12 protein-coding genes and 1 tRNA gene are annotated in these 15,041 nt (G+C 74.4%); 7 read left to right on the forward strand and 6 right to left on the reverse strand.

Features of this window, described 5'->3' with window-relative positions; all coding sequences use genetic code 11:
- Positions 1 to 118: 118 nt before the first annotated feature.
- Entirely contained in the window at positions 119 to 808 is a 690-nt protein-coding gene (locus tag M0638_RS24500) for a cysteine hydrolase family protein (protein WP_248669588.1), read from the forward strand.
- Positions 809 to 947: 139 nt separating this feature from the next.
- A complete protein-coding gene (locus tag M0638_RS24505; protein WP_248669589.1) occupies positions 948 to 2,552 on the forward strand; it encodes a hypothetical protein in 1,605 nt (534 codons plus the stop codon).
- Between the two features lie 343 nt (positions 2,553 to 2,895).
- Here M0638_RS24505 and M0638_RS24510 read toward each other — a convergent pair whose 3' ends face one another.
- Positions 2,896 to 4,716 (reverse strand): aminopeptidase P family protein, encoded by a 1,821-nt coding sequence (locus tag M0638_RS24510; RefSeq protein WP_248669590.1) that lies wholly within the window; start codon positions 4,714 to 4,716, stop codon positions 2,896 to 2,898.
- Between the two features lie 181 nt (positions 4,717 to 4,897).
- On the opposite strand from M0638_RS24510, the gene M0638_RS24515 reads away from it, so the two are divergent.
- Complete coding sequence (locus M0638_RS24515) at positions 4,898 to 5,206, forward strand: DUF1127 domain-containing protein (protein WP_248669591.1); 309 nt, start codon at positions 4,898 to 4,900, stop codon at positions 5,204 to 5,206.
- A 131-nt stretch (positions 5,207 to 5,337) separates the two neighbouring features.
- Here the strand turns inward: M0638_RS24515 and polA are convergent, their stop codons facing one another.
- Positions 5,338 to 8,538 carry a DNA polymerase I gene (gene polA, locus M0638_RS24520; protein ID WP_248669592.1) on the reverse strand — a complete coding sequence of 1,067 codons (3,201 nt, stop codon included), beginning with the start codon at positions 8,536 to 8,538 and terminating at the stop codon, positions 5,338 to 5,340.
- 7 nt (positions 8,539 to 8,545) lie between these two features.
- Positions 8,546 to 8,770, reverse strand: coding sequence for a zinc-finger domain-containing protein (locus tag M0638_RS24525; protein WP_248669593.1), 225 nt, complete (start codon positions 8,768 to 8,770; stop codon positions 8,546 to 8,548).
- A gap of 246 nt (positions 8,771 to 9,016) precedes the next feature.
- Here M0638_RS24525 and M0638_RS24530 point away from each other — a divergent pair, with 246 nt between their 5' ends.
- From M0638_RS24530 to M0638_RS24545, 4 genes are all read left to right on the forward strand, one after another.
- Positions 9,017 to 10,384 carry an alpha/beta fold hydrolase gene (locus M0638_RS24530; protein WP_248669594.1) on the forward strand — a complete coding sequence of 456 codons (1,368 nt, stop codon included), beginning with the start codon at positions 9,017 to 9,019 and terminating at the stop codon, positions 10,382 to 10,384.
- A gap of 254 nt (positions 10,385 to 10,638) precedes the next feature.
- Positions 10,639 to 11,769 carry a DNA polymerase III subunit beta gene (gene dnaN / locus M0638_RS24535; protein WP_248669595.1) on the forward strand — a complete coding sequence of 377 codons (1,131 nt, stop codon included), beginning with the start codon at positions 10,639 to 10,641 and terminating at the stop codon, positions 11,767 to 11,769.
- 244 nt (positions 11,770 to 12,013) lie between these two features.
- Positions 12,014 to 12,997, forward strand: coding sequence for a glutathione S-transferase family protein (locus M0638_RS24540; protein WP_456316056.1), 984 nt, complete (start codon positions 12,014 to 12,016; stop codon positions 12,995 to 12,997).
- A gap of 14 nt (positions 12,998 to 13,011) precedes the next feature.
- Complete coding sequence (locus M0638_RS24545) at positions 13,012 to 13,713, forward strand: hypothetical protein (protein WP_248669596.1); 702 nt, start codon at positions 13,012 to 13,014, stop codon at positions 13,711 to 13,713.
- Between the two features lie 106 nt (positions 13,714 to 13,819).
- Here the strand turns inward: M0638_RS24545 and nusG are convergent, their stop codons facing one another.
- The 3 genes from nusG to M0638_RS24560 all read right to left on the reverse strand — a co-directional run bounded on the left by nusG (position 13,820) and on the right by M0638_RS24560 (position 14,890).
- A complete protein-coding gene (gene nusG, locus M0638_RS24550; protein ID WP_248669597.1) occupies positions 13,820 to 14,356 on the reverse strand; it encodes a transcription termination/antitermination protein NusG in 537 nt (178 codons plus the stop codon).
- A 13-nt stretch (positions 14,357 to 14,369) separates the two neighbouring features.
- Complete coding sequence (secE, locus tag M0638_RS24555; RefSeq protein WP_248669598.1) at positions 14,370 to 14,567, reverse strand: preprotein translocase subunit SecE; 198 nt, start codon at positions 14,565 to 14,567, stop codon at positions 14,370 to 14,372.
- A gap of 246 nt (positions 14,568 to 14,813) precedes the next feature.
- Positions 14,814 to 14,890: transfer RNA gene (locus M0638_RS24560), tRNA-Trp, on the reverse strand.
- Positions 14,891 to 15,041: the final 151 nt, after the last annotated feature.

The raw sequence follows: 15,041 nt of genomic DNA on the forward strand, positions 1-15,041 counted from the left end.
CCCCCCCCCCCCGCGCCTACGGCGCGATACTTCCGGTGCCGCGCGGCCCCGCACGCGTCAGCCCTGGCCCCGATCTTGCTGTACCATCGCCGGCCAGAGTGTCGAACGGAGTTCCGGCATGCTGCGTATCGAGGCCGAGCCCGGCGCGATCGCCATCGCGCCCGAGCGGACCGCGCTTCTCATCATCGACATGCAGCGCGATTTCCTGGAGCCGGGCGGCTTCGGCGCCAGCCTGGGCAACGACGTCTCGCGGCTCGCCGCCGCCGTGCCGCCCTGCCGCGCCGTGCTGGCGGCGGCCCGCCGTGCCGGCCTGCCGGTGCTGCACACCCGCGAGGGGCACCGCCCCGACCTCGCCGACGCGCCCCCGGCCAAGGTGGCGCGCGGCGCGCCGGGGATGCGGATCGGCGATCCCGGGCCGATGGGCCGCATCCTGATCCGCGGCGAGCCGGGCCACGCCATCATCCCCGAGCTGGCGCCGCTGCCGGCGGAACCGGTGATCGACAAGCCCGGCAAGGGCGCCTTCTTCGGCACCGACCTCGACCTGCTGCTGCGCAACCGCGGCATCGACACGCTGCTGGTCGCCGGCGTCACCACGGAGGTCTGCGTCCACACCACCGTGCGCGAGGCCAACGACCGCGGCTACCGCTGCGTCGTGCTCGCCGATTGCTGCGCCTCCTACTTCCCGGAATTCCACGCGGCGGCGCTGGCCATGGTGAAGGCCCAGGGCGGCGAGCGGGGCGGCATCTTCGGCTGGGTCTCGGCCTCCGCCCCGCTGCTCGCCGCCCTCGATGCCCCGCCGGCCGACTGAGGCGACGCCGCGACGCGCCCCGCCGGCCCTCGGGCACCCCGTCGATCCCCCTCGCGCGTCCGGCCGCGGAAACCGGCACGGGCGCCCAAGGAGCCTCCCCCGCCCACGCCAACCCACCGTCCCGGAAGGAAGCCCGCCCATGCGCAACGCGACCGCGACCGGCCTCCACCCCGCGCCTCCGGGGGCGGGCCCGCGCCTCTGGACCCCGGGCGACTGGAACGCCCTGTTCGGCTTCGGCACCAACATCCTGGTCAACCTGCTGACGCTGTCCGTGCTGCTGCGCTTCGTGCTGCACATGCCGGACGAGATCACCTTCGGCCGCATCCTGCCGGCGGCCGGGCTGATGCTGTTCCTCTCCACCGGCTACTACGCCTGGCTCGCCTGGCGCCTCGCCATCCGCACGGGCCGCGACGACGTGTGCGCCCTGCCCTCCGGCATCAGCGTGCCGCACATGTTCATCGTCACGCTCGTCGTCATGCTGCCCATCGCGACGCAGACCGGCGACCCGGTGAAGGGCTGGGAGGCGGGGCTCACCTGGGTGTTCATCCAGAGCTTCGTGCTGATGGCGGGCGGCTTCGTCGCCCCGGTGATCCGCCGCATCACGCCGCGCGCGGCGCTGCTCGGCACGCTGGCCGGCGTCTCGATCACCTTCATCTCCATGCGCCCGGCGCTGGAGATGTTCATGACACCGGTGATCGGCCTGCTCTGCTTCGGCGTGATCCTGGCGGCGTGGTTCGGCGCGACGCGCTACCCGCGCGGCATGCCGGCGGGCCTCGTCGCCATCGCGGTCGGCATGGTCGTGGCGTGGGTGTGCAACGCGCTCGGCCTGCCGATCGGGGGCGTGAACGGCGCGCGGCTGCTCGGCGCGCTGACGAATGTCGGCTTCCACGTGCCGATCCCGGCGGTCGGGCACGTCTTCGCCGGCTTCGAGTATCTCGGCGTCATCCTCGTCACCGCGATCCCGTTCGGCATCTACGACCTCGTCGAGGCCATGGACAACGTGGAGAGCGCCGAGGCCGCCGGCGACCACTACCCCACCACCCGCGTGCTGACCGCCGACGGCGTGGTCAGCCTGATCGGCTGCCTGATGGGCAACCCCTACATCAACGCGGTCTATATCGGCCATCCCGGCTGGAAGGCGATGGGCGGGCGCATCGGCTACTCGGCCGCCACCGGCGCGGTGGTGCTGGTGCTGACCTGGCTCGGCATCGCCGGCGTGCTGCTCGACCTCGTGCCCGTCGTCGCGATCTCGCCGATCCTGCTCTACATCGGCATGCTGATCGGCGCGCAGGCCTTCCAGGAGACGCCGAAGGCGCACGCCCCGGCCATCGTGCTCGCCTTCACGCCGCACCTCGCCGCCTGGGGCAAGAACCAGATCGACGGCGCCCTGGGCGCCGCGGGGCTGAACGCGCACGCGGTCGGGCTCGACAGGCTGGCGAGCCAGGGCGTGCTGTACCACGGGCTGGAGGTGCTGGGCGGCGGCGCCACGCTGGCCGGGCTGGTGCTGGCGGCGATCGGCGTCTTCGTGATCGAGCGGGAGTACCGGCGCGCCGCCGCCTTCGCGCTGGTGGGCGCGCTGCTCGCCTATCTCGGGCTGATGCATGGCGAGGCGGTGGGCGTGGGCAACGGGCTCGGCGTGGCGCCGGCGGTGGCGCTGGCCTACGCGATGCTGGCGGCCTTCCTGTTCACCTGCGGACGGGTGCCGGCGGCCCGGCCGGCGGCGCTGCCGGCGGCGGCGGAGTAGGCAGGCGCGGACGGGCAAGAACGGATCGCCGACGGGCGGACACGCCCGGCGGCGTGAATCCGCGCCGAGAACAATGAGCTACGGCGAACCGCAGTCCCGACCGGACTGCGGTTCGCCGAAGGCGACGCCTTCCCCGGCCCCGTCCGCCAGGGAGGACTCCGCCCTCCCCGCCCCCCCGCCAGGCGGGCGAGGCCCGGCCGGAACCCGATCCGTTCCGGGCCCGGGCGCACCGTCCGTCGGGGCCGGACGCGAACGCGGATTCCCCCTGCCCCGTGGACCTCGACGGGGGAAAGCGGCGCCTTCCTTCGGAAAGCCCCCGAAAGGGCTCCGGCGTCGGAGCCCCTCATTTCACCGGCGCGCAGGCCTCCTTCAGCCAGGCCGCCGTCGCCGCATCCACCAGCGGCGCCACCTCCGCCAGCACGCGGGCATGGTAGGCATCCAGCCAATCCCGCTCGAAGCCGGTGAGCAGCGCCGGCAGCAGCAGCTTCCGGTCGAAGGGGGCGAGCGTCAGCGTCTCGAATTCGAGGAAGGGCCGGCGCGCCTCGGGCAGCGCGGCCTCGCGCACCAGCAGCAGGTTCTCCAGCCGGATGCCGTAATGGCCCGGCAGGTAGTAGCCCGGCTCGTCGGAGAGGATCATCCCGGCCGCCAGCGGCACCGGCCGCGCCGCGCGCGAGAAGGCCACCGGCCCCTCGTGCACCGAGAGGAAGCTGCCGACGCCGTGGCCGGTGCCGTGGTCGTAGTCGAGGCCGATGTCCCAGAGCGGCCGGCGCGCGATGGCGTCGAGATGCGGCCCGGCGGCGCCGGCGGGGAAGCGCAGCGTCGCCAGCGCGATGTGGCCCCGCAGCACGCGCGTCACGTGGTCGCGCAGCGCGGCCGGCGCCTCGCCGGGGCCGGACCAGAGCGTGCGCGTCACGTCCGTCGTGCCGTCCAGGTACTGCGCGCCGGAATCGATCAGGTAGCATTCGTCCGGCCGGATCGGCCGGTCGCTTTCCGGCGTCGCGCGGTAGTGGACGATGGCGCCGTGCTCGCCGGCGCCGCTGATCGCCGGGAAGCTCTCGGCGCGGAACAGCGGCACCTCGCGGCGGAAGGCCAGCAGCCGCCCGGCGGCCGAGACCTCCGTCAGCTCGCCCTTCGGCGCCTCCGCCGCGAACCAGGCGAGGAAGCGCGCGAGCGCGGCGGCGTCGCGCCGGTGCGCGGCCCGGGCGCCCTCCTGCTCCACCGCGTTCTTGCACGCGCGCGGCAGTCGGCACGGGTCGTCGCCGGCGGCGACGGTCGCGCCGGCCGCGCGCAGCCGGCGGGCGAACCAGGCAGGCGTCGCCTCGGGGTCGATCCGCACCGTGCGCCCGGCCAGCGCGTCCAGCGCCGGCCCCAGCGCCTCGCGCCCCTGCACCGAGACGGCGTTGCCCAGATGCGCGCGCGTCTCCGCCGGCAGCTTGGCGGGGTCCATGAACAGGTCCACTTCGCCGTCCTCGTGCAGCAGCGCGAAGCCGAGCGCCAGCGGCGTGTGGTCGAGGTCGCCGCCACGCAGGTTCAGCAGCCACGCCACCGAGTGCGGGTCGGCCAGCACCGCCGCCTGCTGCCCGGCCTCGCGCAGCGCCCGCGCCGCCTCGGCGCGCTTGTCGGCGGCGTCGCGGCCGGCGAATTCCAGCGGGTGCGGCACGGCGGGCGCGGCGGGCGGCGCCGGGCGGTCGGTCCAGACCGCGTCCAGCGGGCTCGGCTCCAGCGGCACCAGGGTCACGCCCCCCGGTGCGTCCCCCGCTGCATCCGCCGGCGCATTTCCCGGGACGAGGCGGGCGAGCGCCGCCTCCGCGTGCAGCCACGGGTCGTAGCCGAGGCGCGCCCCGGCGGCATGCGCCGCCAGCCATTCCTTCGGCGGCGCCTCGGTGATGTGGCGCTGCTCCCAGAGCGCCGGATCCGCCTGCTGCGCCGCCTGAACCGTGTAGCGGCCATCGGTGAACAGCGCGGCGCGGTCGGCCAGCACGATGGCCAGCCCGGCGCTGCCGGTGAAGCCGGTGAGCCAGGCGAGCCGCTCGCCGGAGGGCGGCACGTACTCGCCGAGATACTCGTCGGCGCGCGGCACCAGGAAGCCGTCCACCCCGCGGCGCGCCAGCTCGGCTCGCAGGGCGGCGAGTCGGGCGCGGCCCCCATCGCCCGGAACCGTCATCGACCCACCCCGGAAAGCGTCAACATTTCGTCATCCATCCACAGTTTTTCATGCGTCAGACGCATGGCTCCAGCTTGCGGCCGCCGTTACCTCATCGACCGGATCGGACCTAGATTCGGCGCAGAAGAAGAGGCGACCCAAAGCGGCGCCAGCCACACGGCAGAGACGAGGACTTTCTACGATGCACACGAGCACCACCAAGCTCTGGATGGAGATCGTGCTCCCCAACCACCCGGTCTCCCAGGGTGCCCGACAGGTCGAGGCGCTGCAGCGCGAGGCCGCCCAGGCGCGGTACGACGAGTATGGCCGCAACCTGGCCGAATCCGCGGCGAATCTGCGCCGCTTCGGCACCAGGGTGGCCGCCGCCCTGCACCGCCTCGTCACCTGGCCGGCGCGGGCGCGCGCCATGGCCGAGCTGAACGAGCTGAACGACCGCGAGCTGGCCGATATCGGCCTGACCCGCGCCGACATCCGCCGGGTGGCGGGCTGAACGACGGCGGGGAAGGCCCGGCCTTCCCCGCGCCCCGTCCACCGGGGAGGGCGCCGTCCTCCCCGGGGCGGCGCCCTTGCCGACGGGGATGCCGGCCCGGCAGAATCGACCCGCCGCGCCGGCGCCCCGGATCAATGCGCCTCGGCCCAGCTCGCGCCATGGCCGAGCTCGGCCAGCAACGGCACGCGCAGCGTGGCGACGCTTTCCATCACGCGCTTCACCAGCGCCGCCGTGGCCTCCAGCTCGGCCTCCGGCACCTCGAACAGCAGCTCGTCGTGGACCTGCAGCAGCATGCGGGCGGCGAGGCCGGCATCGGCCAGCGCGGCGGGCATGCGCACCATGGCGCGCTTGATGATCTCGGCGGCGCCGCCCTGGAACGGCGCGTTGATCGCGGCGCGCTCGGCGCCCGCGCGGCGCATCGGGTCGCGGTTGCCGATCTCGGGGATCCAGAGGCGGCGCCCGAACGGCGTCAGCACGTAGCCGTTGAGGCGGGCATCCTCCTTGATCGATTCCATGAAGTCGCGGATGCCCGGGTACTGCGCGAAATAGGCGTCGATGATGCCGCGCGCCTCGCCCGGCCCGATGCCGAGCCGGCCGGCGAGGCCGAAGGCAGACATGCCGTAGATGATGCCGAAATTGATGGTCTTGGCGCGGCGGCGCGCCTCGCGGTCCACCGCGTCCGGCGGGATGCGGAAGATGTCGGCGGCGGTGCGCCGGTGGATGTCCTCGCCGCGCTCAAAGGCCGCGCGCAGCGAGGGCACCTCGGCCAGGTGCGCAAGCAGCCGCAGCTCGATCTGCGAGTAGTCGGCGGCGAGCAGCACGTTGCCGGGCTCGGCCACGAAGGCGCGGCGGATGCGGGCGCCCTCCTCCGTGCGGATCGGGATGTTCTGCAGGTTCGGCTCGGTCGAGGAGAGCCGGCCGGTGCTGGTGATCGCCATCGAGAAGTCGGTGTGGACGCGGCGGTCGCGCGGGTCGATCTGCGCGGTCAGCCCCTCCACGTAGGTGGACTTCAGCTTGGCGAGCTGGCGCCACTCCAGCACCTTGCGCGGCAGGGCGTGGCCCTGCCCGGCCAGCTCCTCCAGCACGGTGACGTCGGTGCCCCAGGCGCCGGTGGCCTTGCTGCGCCTGCCGCCCGGCAGCTTCATCTCGTCGAACAGGATCTCCCCGAGCTGCTTGGGCGAGCCGACGTTGAAGGGGCGGCCGGCGAGCTCGTGGATCTCCGTCTCGAAGGCGGCGAGGCGCGTGGTGAAGTCCTCGCCGATGCGGGCGAGTTCGTCGCCGTCCACGCGGATGCCGGCCAGCTCCATGTCGCGCAGCACGGCGACCATGCGCCGCTCGACCTGCTCGTAGAGGGCGAGCGCGGTCTCGGCGCGCAGTCGCGGGCGCAGCGCGTGCCAGAGGCGCAGCGTGACGTCCGCGTCCTCGGCGGCGTAGGCGGTGGCGCGGTCGAGCGGCACCTGCGCGAAGGGGATGCGGGCGCGGCCGGTGCCGGTCACCTCGTCATAGGCGATCGGCTGGTGGCCGAGATGCAGCACGGAAAGCTCGTCCATGCCGTGGCCGTGCCGGCCCGCCTCCAGGCTGTAGGAGATCAGCATGGTGTCGTCGACCGGCCAGACGGCGATGCCGCCCCGCTGCCCGCCCTCGGCCGCGTCCCCAACCGCGTCCCCGGCCTTTTCCCCGGTCTTTTCCCCGACCTTTTCCCCTTGGGGCCGGCTCAGCACCTCCAGGTCGTACTTGGCGTTGTGCAGCACCTTGAGGACCGTCGGGTCCTCCAGCAGCGGCCGCAGCGCGTCGAGCGCGGCGGCGGGCGAGATCTGCGGCGGGGGCGGCGTTTCCGAGGGCGACTCGGCGGGCACCTCGGGCGGCGGTTCCGGCGGGGCCAGCAGGTCGGCGGTGCCGTTGTCGGCGGCGGCCGCGGCCTTGCCCTTCCTCCCCTTCGGCTTCTCGGCCGGCGGCGGGGGCGGCGAGACGTGGCGCAGCGGGATGTAGCAGGCGCGGCCCGGCGCGGTGGCGAGCGAGACGCCGACGAGGTCGGCGTGCAGCGCGTCCAGGCTGCTGGTCTCGGTGTCGATCGCCACCATGCCGGCCTCGCGCGCGGCGGCGATCCAGCCGGCGAGGGCCTCCGGCGTGGTGACGGTCTCGTAGGGGCCGAAGGGGATGTCCTTCAGCCCGAGGGGCGCCGTGCCGGGCGGCGCGTCGGCGGCAACCGCGACAGGCGCGGTGGTCGCCGCCGTTCCCCCAGGCACGGGCGCCTGGGTGAAGCGCTGCGCCGGGATGGCGGCGCCGTCGCCGAGGCCGAGGCGCGCGAGCAGCGAGCGGAAGCCCTGGGCGCGCAGGAAGGCGGCGAGCGACGCCGATTCCGGCGCGCGGGCGAGCAGCGAGTCGAGCGGCACGGGCAGCGGCGCCGCGTCGTCCAGCGTGACGAGGCGCAGCGAGAGGCGCGCCTTGTCGGCGTTCTCCAGCAGCACCTGGCGGCGCTTGGGTTGCCTGATCGTCTCCGCCTTCGCCAGCAGAGTCTCCAGGTCGCCGAATTCGCCGATGAGCTGCGCCGCCGTCTTGATGCCGATGCCGGGCACGCCGGGCACGTTGTCGGTGGGATCGCCGGCCAGCGCCTGCACCTCGGGCACCTTGGCGGGCGGCACGCCGAAGCGTTCCAGCACCTCCGCCTCGCCGATCGGCTTCTGCTTGATCGGGTCGAGCATCCCGACGCCGGGGCGCACGAGCTGCATCAGGTCCTTGTCGGAGGAGACGATGGTGACGCGGCAGCCGCCCTCGGGGTGGGCCTCGCGGAAGGCGCGGGCATAGGCGGCGATCATGTCGTCCGCCTCGAAGCCGGGCTGCTCGATGCGGGCGACGCCGAGCGCCTCGGTGGCCTCGCGCACCAGCGCGAATTGCGGCACCAGCTCGGGCGGCGGCTCGGGGCGGTGGGCCTTGTAGTCGGGCGCGATCTCGTTGCGGAAGGTCACGCGGCTGGAATCGAACACCACGGCGATGTGGCTGCCGCGATGGTCGAGCAGGAAGCGCGAGAGCATCTGCGTGAAGCCGAACACGGCGTTCACGTGCACCCCGTCCGGCCGCGTCATCGGCGGCAGGGCATGGAAGGCGCGGAAGATGTAGCCGGAGCCATCCACCAGGATCAGGTGGCGCTCGCCCGGGGGGGCAGCGGCCGGAGGCGCATCGGCCGATGGGGTCTCGACCGGCGTCGGCGGCAGGGTGCCGGCGCCGCCCAAGTTCGGCGCCGCCTCGGCCCCGGCAGGCGCCGGGGCGGCGTCCGCCGGCCCCCCGGGCGACGGGGCCACGGCAACCTCCTGGGCGGCGTCGGTCTCGGCCATGCCGGGCTCAGTGCCCGCCGTCGTCGCCGAAGCCCTCGCGCAGCCGGAAGGTGCGCGAGCAGTAGGGGCAGCAGATCTCGCGGTCCACGATGCGCAGCCAGATGCGCGGGTGGCCGAGCGCGCCGCCGCCGCCGTCGCAGGGGACGGCGCGGTGCTCGACCATGATGACGTCCTCCGGAGTGACGCCGGGAACCGGGATGGGGGTGTAGCCGGTCTGCGTGCCGTCTTGCATCGGGCGCTCTACCTCGCGGCCAGGAAGGGGACAGTGGGTCAGGGACAGTCGGGGTGGATATAGCGGCGGGCGGCCGGAGGAACCAGGGAGGGCACCCGGGGAGACGGCCTCGGGCGGGGCGGAGAGCCGGCGGGTGGCCGCGGCCCGGCCGGGGCCGCGGCGGTCGTGCCCGGCCAGCCCGCAACGAACGATCGCCGCAGGATGCGCTGGACTCTGCCGGACGCCGGCCGCATCTGAGCCGGCGGCATGATGCACCGCGACAGGCCGTCCGCCCCCCTCCCCCACACCGCCCCGGGACGTCGCGGCCTGCTGTCGCTGCTGCCGGCGCTGGGCGTCGCGGCCTGCACGCCGCGGCTCATCCCGGCCGGGCCCGACATCGCCCCGCCGTTGCTGCGACGGGACGCGCTGGTGATGCCGGACGGTGCCCTGTTGCCGATGCGCGTCTGGCTGCCGGGCACCGCGACCGACCCCGGCGAGGATGCCCGGCCGGTGGCGGGGGCCGGCGTGGCGCCGGCGACCGATGCGCCCCCGGCCGGACCCGTCGGCGTCGGGAGGCTGGCGGCGGCCTCGCCCGGCGCCTGGTCCGGCATCGCGCCAGCCGCCCCGCCGGGGTCGGCACCGCGGGGCACGCCGACGGCGCCGCGCGCGGTGGTGCTGGCGCTGCACGGCTTCAACGACTCGCGCAATTTCATGGAGCTGCCGGCGCCGGACCTGACGCGCGCCGGCATCGCCGTCTACGCCTACGACCAGCGCGGCTTCGGCGGGGCGCCGCATCGCGGCATCTGGCCGGGGCCGGAGACGCTGGCGCGCGACGCGGCGGCGGCGGCGCGTCTGGTGGGCGCGCGGCATCCGGGCGTGCCGCTGTTCCTGATGGGCGAGAGCATGGGCGGGGCGGTGCTGATGCTGGCCGCCACCCTGCCCGACCCGCCGCGCGCGGACGGGATCGTGCTGCTGGCCCCGGCCGTCTGGGGGCGGGAGACGATGAGCCCGGCGATGCGCTGGGTGCTGCGGCTGGCGGCGCACACCATCCCGCTGGTCGGCTTCGGCGGCAGCGCCGGCGGCATCACGCCCACCGACAACGACGAGGCGCTGCTGCGGCTGTGGCGGGACCCGCTGACCATCCGCAACACGCGCGTCGACGCCGCCTGGGGGCTGCTGGCGCTGATGGACGCGGCGGTGGCGGCGGCGCCGCGCTTCGGCCTGCCGGCGGCGGATGGCCGGCCGGCGCCGCCCGCGCTGTTCCTCTACGGCGCGCGGGACGAGCTGGTGCCGGAGCGCGCGACGCTCTTCGCCCTGGACGCCATGCCGGGACTGCAAGCGGACCGCCGGGCAGCGGAGAGCGTGGCGGGGCGTGACGCGCCGGGTCGTGGCGGGGCCGGCGTGCCGGGCCCCGCCATGCCGGCGGGTGCGGGCGGCGGGGGCTCCGGGAATGCCGCGCCGCTGCGTCTGGGCTACTACGAGGAGGGCTACCACTTCCTGCTGCGCGACCGGAACGCCGCGGCGGTGCTGCGGGACGTGGTAGCCTGGATCGGCGACCGCGACGCCCCCCTGCCCTCGGGCGCGGACGCGGCCGCCGCCGCCTGGCTCGCGAGGGTGCAGCACCGCCCCGGCTGAGCGCATGGCGAGGTACGGCGCCGCGCCGCGGCGCGATGGCGGGGTACCGCGCCCCGGCTGCGGCACGACGGGAAGGAGAGGCGTGATTCTCCCCGCTTTTCGCCGAAATCGCCGGTTGTTAGAGTGTTCGGCCCTGCCGGGCCGGTGCGCCGCCACCCGGCGGGGACAGGGGGATCTCGGCGACCCTGCGTTCCCCGTCGCCCCCAAGGGGGCATGCCGGGGGCCGCGGGCCGCCCTTGCTGGAAGCGGGTGCCATGAAGTTCACGGTGGACCGGGCGGTGCTGCTCAAGGCGCTCGCGCATGTGCAGAGCGTGGTGGAGCGGCGCAACACGATCCCGATCCTGGCCAACGTCCTGCTGGAGGCCCGGGACGACGCGCTGCGGCTGACCGCGACGGACATGGAGATCGCGATCGTCGAGGAGGTGCCGGGCGTGCAGGTGGCGCGCGCGGGGCGCATCACCGCCCCGGCCGCGACGCTCTACGAGATCGTGCGCAAGCTGCCCGACGGGGCGCGGGTGGAGTTCGACCAGTCCGGCGACGCGCCGCTGGCGCTGCGCGCGGGGCGCTTCGCCACCTCGCTGATGGTGCTGCCGGTGGACGAGTTCCCCTCGATGACCGAAGGGAAGCTGCCGCACCAGTTCGCCCTGCCCGCCGCCGTGCTGCGCAACCTGATCGACCGCACCCGCTTCGCCATCTCCACCGAGGAGACGCGCTACTACCTCAACGGCATCTACCTCCACACCACGGAGGCCGAGGGCCGGCCGGTGCTGCGCGCGGTCGCGACGGACGGGCACCGCCTCGCGCGCGTCGAGGTCGACCTGCCGGAGGGCGCGGCGGGGATGCCGGGCGTGATCGTGCCGCGCAAGACCGTGGCCGAGCTGCGCAAGCTGGCCGAGGACGTGGGCGGCGAGGACCCGATCCAGGTGGCGCTCTCCGACACCAAGATCCGCTTCAGCTTCGGCACGGTGAACCTGACCAGCAAGCTGATCGACGGCACCTTCCCTGAGTACGAGCGCGTGATCCCGCGCGGCAACGACCGGGTGCTGCGCGTCGGCAAGAAGGAGTTCTCGGAGGCGGTGGGGCGCGTCGCCGCCATCTCCTCGGAGCGGTCGCGGCCGGTGAAGCTGGCGCTGGCCAGGCACCACCTGCTGCTCTCCGCCGCCTCGCCCGAGCAGGGCCAGGCGCAGGAGGAGCTGGACAGCGACAGCGTGAGCTACGACGCCGGGCCGCTCGAGATCGGCTTCCAGGCCCGCTACCTCAACGACATCACCGACCAGATCGCCGAGCAGGTGGAGTTCCGCTTCGCCGACGGCTCGGCCCCCACCATCGTCACGGACGCGGCGCGGCCGGAGGCGCTCTACGTGCTGATGCCGATGCGGGTCTAGGCGGGCCTCCGCGGGGCCGGACGGGGCTCCGCCCCGGACCCCGCCGGGAGGCGCTGCCTCCCCGGACCCTCCGCCAAGGGGCGAAGCCCCCTTGGAACCCCCTTTACGTCAAGACGGCTCGGCGTGGCCGCCACGGTGGTCTTTTATCGAACGGGGGTCTCGAAGGGGGCTTCGCCCCTTCGCGGGATGGGACCAGGGAAGGGCGGCACCCTTCCCGGCGGGGTCCGGGGCGGAGCCCCGTCTGGTGGAGCGCAAGCGCATGGGCGTACTGGTCGATGGCGTCTGGCAGGACCGCTGGTACGACACGGCGGCCTCCGGCGGCCGGTTCCGGCGCGAGGCCAGCCGCTTCCGGAACTGGATCACGCCGGACGGCAGCCCCGGCCCGACCGGCGAGGGAGGCTTCGCGGCCGAGCCCGGGCGGTACCACCTCTACGTCTCGCGCGCCTGCCCCTGGGCGCACCGGACGACGATTTTCCGGGCGCTGAAGGGGCTGGAGGCGATGGTCGGCCTCTCCGTCACCCACTGGCTGATGGCCGATGAGGGCTGGACCTTCGCCCCCGGCCCCGGCGTGGTGCCGGACGCGGTGAACGGCGTGACCGCGATCCACCAGCTCTACACGCTGGCCGACCCGAAGGCGTCGGGCCGCGCCACCGTGCCGGTGCTGTGGGACAAGGTGCGGCAGACCATCGTCAGCAACGAATCCGCCGAGATCGTCCGCATGTTCAACGGCGCCTTCGACGGGGTGGGCGCGCGCCCCGGCGACTGGTATCCGGCGCCGCTGCGGGACGAGATCGACGCGCTGAACGCGCGGATCTACGACACGGTGAACAACGGCGTGTACAAGGCCGGCTTCGCCACCACGCAGGCCGCCTACGCGGAGGCGGTGGGACCGCTGTTCGAGACCCTGGACTGGCTGGAGGACCGGCTCTCGCGCCAGCCCTTCCTGTGCGGCGCGTCGCCGACCGAGGCGGACTGGCGCCTCTTCACCACGCTGCTGCGCTTCGACCCCGTCTATGTCGGGCACTTCAAGTGCAACCTGCGGCGCCTCGTGGACTACCCGGCGCTCTGGGCCTGCACGCGCGCGCTGTACCAGTGGCCCGGCGTGCGCGAGACGGTGAATTTCGAGCACATCAAGCGGCACTACTACGAAAGCCACCGCACGATAAACCCGACCGGGATCGTGCCGCTGGGACCGCTGCTGGACTTCGAGGCGCCGCCGGGGCGGTAGCGCGGGAGGCGGCCATGGGCGGGGCTGACGGGGAAGGCGGGGCGCTCGACGCGGAGCTGCTGGCCCTGCTGCTGCGGGACGGCGACGAGGAGGCGCGCGAGCGGCTGGCGCGCGACCCCGCGACGCCGCGGGAGGCGCTGCTGCTGCTGGCGCGCGACGCGGACGCGCGGGTGCGCCGGCTGGTGGCGTGCAACCCGTCGGCCCCGGCCGAGGCGCTGGCGATGCTGGCGGCGGATGCGAACGCCTACACGCGGGAGGCGGTGGCACGGCGCGAGGCGGCGCCGGCCGAGGCGCTGGATGCCCTCGCGCGCGATCCCTGGGCGGGCACGCGGCTGGCGGCGGCGGGGAACCCGATGACGCCGCCCGGGGCGCTCGACGCGCTGGCCGGCGACGGGCAGGAAGAGGTGCGCTGGAAGGTGGCGGAGAACCCAGCGACGCCCGCCGCGACGCTGGCGGCGCTGGCCCGTGCCGGAGACGAGTTCACGCGCTGGCGGGTGGCGGAGAACCCGTCGGCACCAGCCGGGACGCTGGCGGCGCTGGCCCTGGATGCCAGCGTCGAGGTGCGGGCACGGGTGGCGGCGCATGCCGGCACGCCGGCCGGGGCGCTGGCGCTGCTGGCGCGCGACGGGAATGCCTGGGTGCGCGGTGTGGCGGTGCGCAGGGCGGCGGCGCAGAAGTTGGCGGCGGCCGAGCCCGGCCGCCGGGCCGAAGGCTGAAGCCCGGACGGACCAGCGCGCCGGGCGGACCAGCGCGCCGGGCGGACCAGCGCGCCGGCCCGGCCGGGCCGGCGACGACGGCCCGCCGCCCGCGCGGCGCGGGCGGTCAGACCTTCTCGACCTGGGCGTATTCCAGCTCGACCGGCGTGGAGCGGCCGAAGATCGAGACCGAGACCTTCACGCGTCCGCGCTCCTCGTCCACTTCCTCCACCACGCCGTTGAAGGAGGTGAAGGGGCCGTCGGCGACGCGGACCTGCTCGCCCACCTCGTAGACCACGGCGGGGCGCTTGGGCTTGTCCACGCCCTCCTGCACCTGCTTGACGATGCGCTGGGCCTCGGCCTCGGTGATCGGGCTCGGCTTGTTGCGGGCGCCGAGGAAGCCGGTGACCTTGGGCGTGTCCTTGACGAGGTGCCAGGCCTCGTCGCTCATCGCCATCTTCACCAGCACGTAGCCGGGGAAGAACTTCCGCTCGGAGTTGATCTTCTGCCCGCGCCGGACCTCGGTCACCTCCTCGGAGGGGACCAGGATGTCGCCGAAGCGGTCGGCGAGGCCCTTCTGCGCCGCCTGCTCCTTGATCTGCTGGGCGATCTTCTTCTCGAAGCCCGAGTAGACGTGGACGACGTACCACCGCATGTCGGTCATGGCCTGCCCTCCCCTACGCGCCGAAGCCGAACAGGCCGCGCATGCCGAGTGCCACGAGCTGATCCACCAGCAGGAAGAACACAGCAGCCACCGCCGACATGGCCAGAACCAGCCCGGTCGTGATCATGGTTTCCTTGCGCGTCGGCCAGGTGACCTTGGCCACCTCCTGACGCACCTCCCGGACGAACCGCACGGGATCGAGCTTCGCCAATTCCGGTTCCTCAGCATGGTTCTGCCCGTGTCGCCCCGGCGGCCCACCCCGCGGACCGTCCGGGCAACGCCGGCGGGTCGGGATGGTTCGGGACCGGCACGGGCCGGTGGCAACGCAGTCGGGGCGGCAAGGCGCCGGATTGCCCGGTGCCGTGCCGCCCCGCTTCACGTCCGGTAGCGGCGCCCGGATCGCCTCCGGGAGATCCCTGGCCGGGAGGTCCCTGGGGCGGCGGCGGACGCCGGAAGCTGGCAGGGGTGGAGGGTCTCGAACCCCCAACCTCCGGTTTTGGAGACCGGCGCTCTAGCCAATTGAGCTACACCCCTGAAGCCCCGGGCCGCGTCGCGGCGGCCGGGGCGGGCGCGACGGAATGCCCCGTCGCGCCCCGCTTGGCAAGAGGCTACTTCGCGATGCCCCTTACTTGGTAATCGAGGCGACGACGCCGGCGCCGACGGTGCGGCCGCCCTCGCGGATGGC

Origin of the sequence: Roseomonas acroporae (assembly GCF_023223525.1) — a bacterium.
Lineage (GTDB): Bacteria > Pseudomonadota > Alphaproteobacteria > Acetobacterales > Acetobacteraceae > Roseomonas_E > Roseomonas_E acroporae.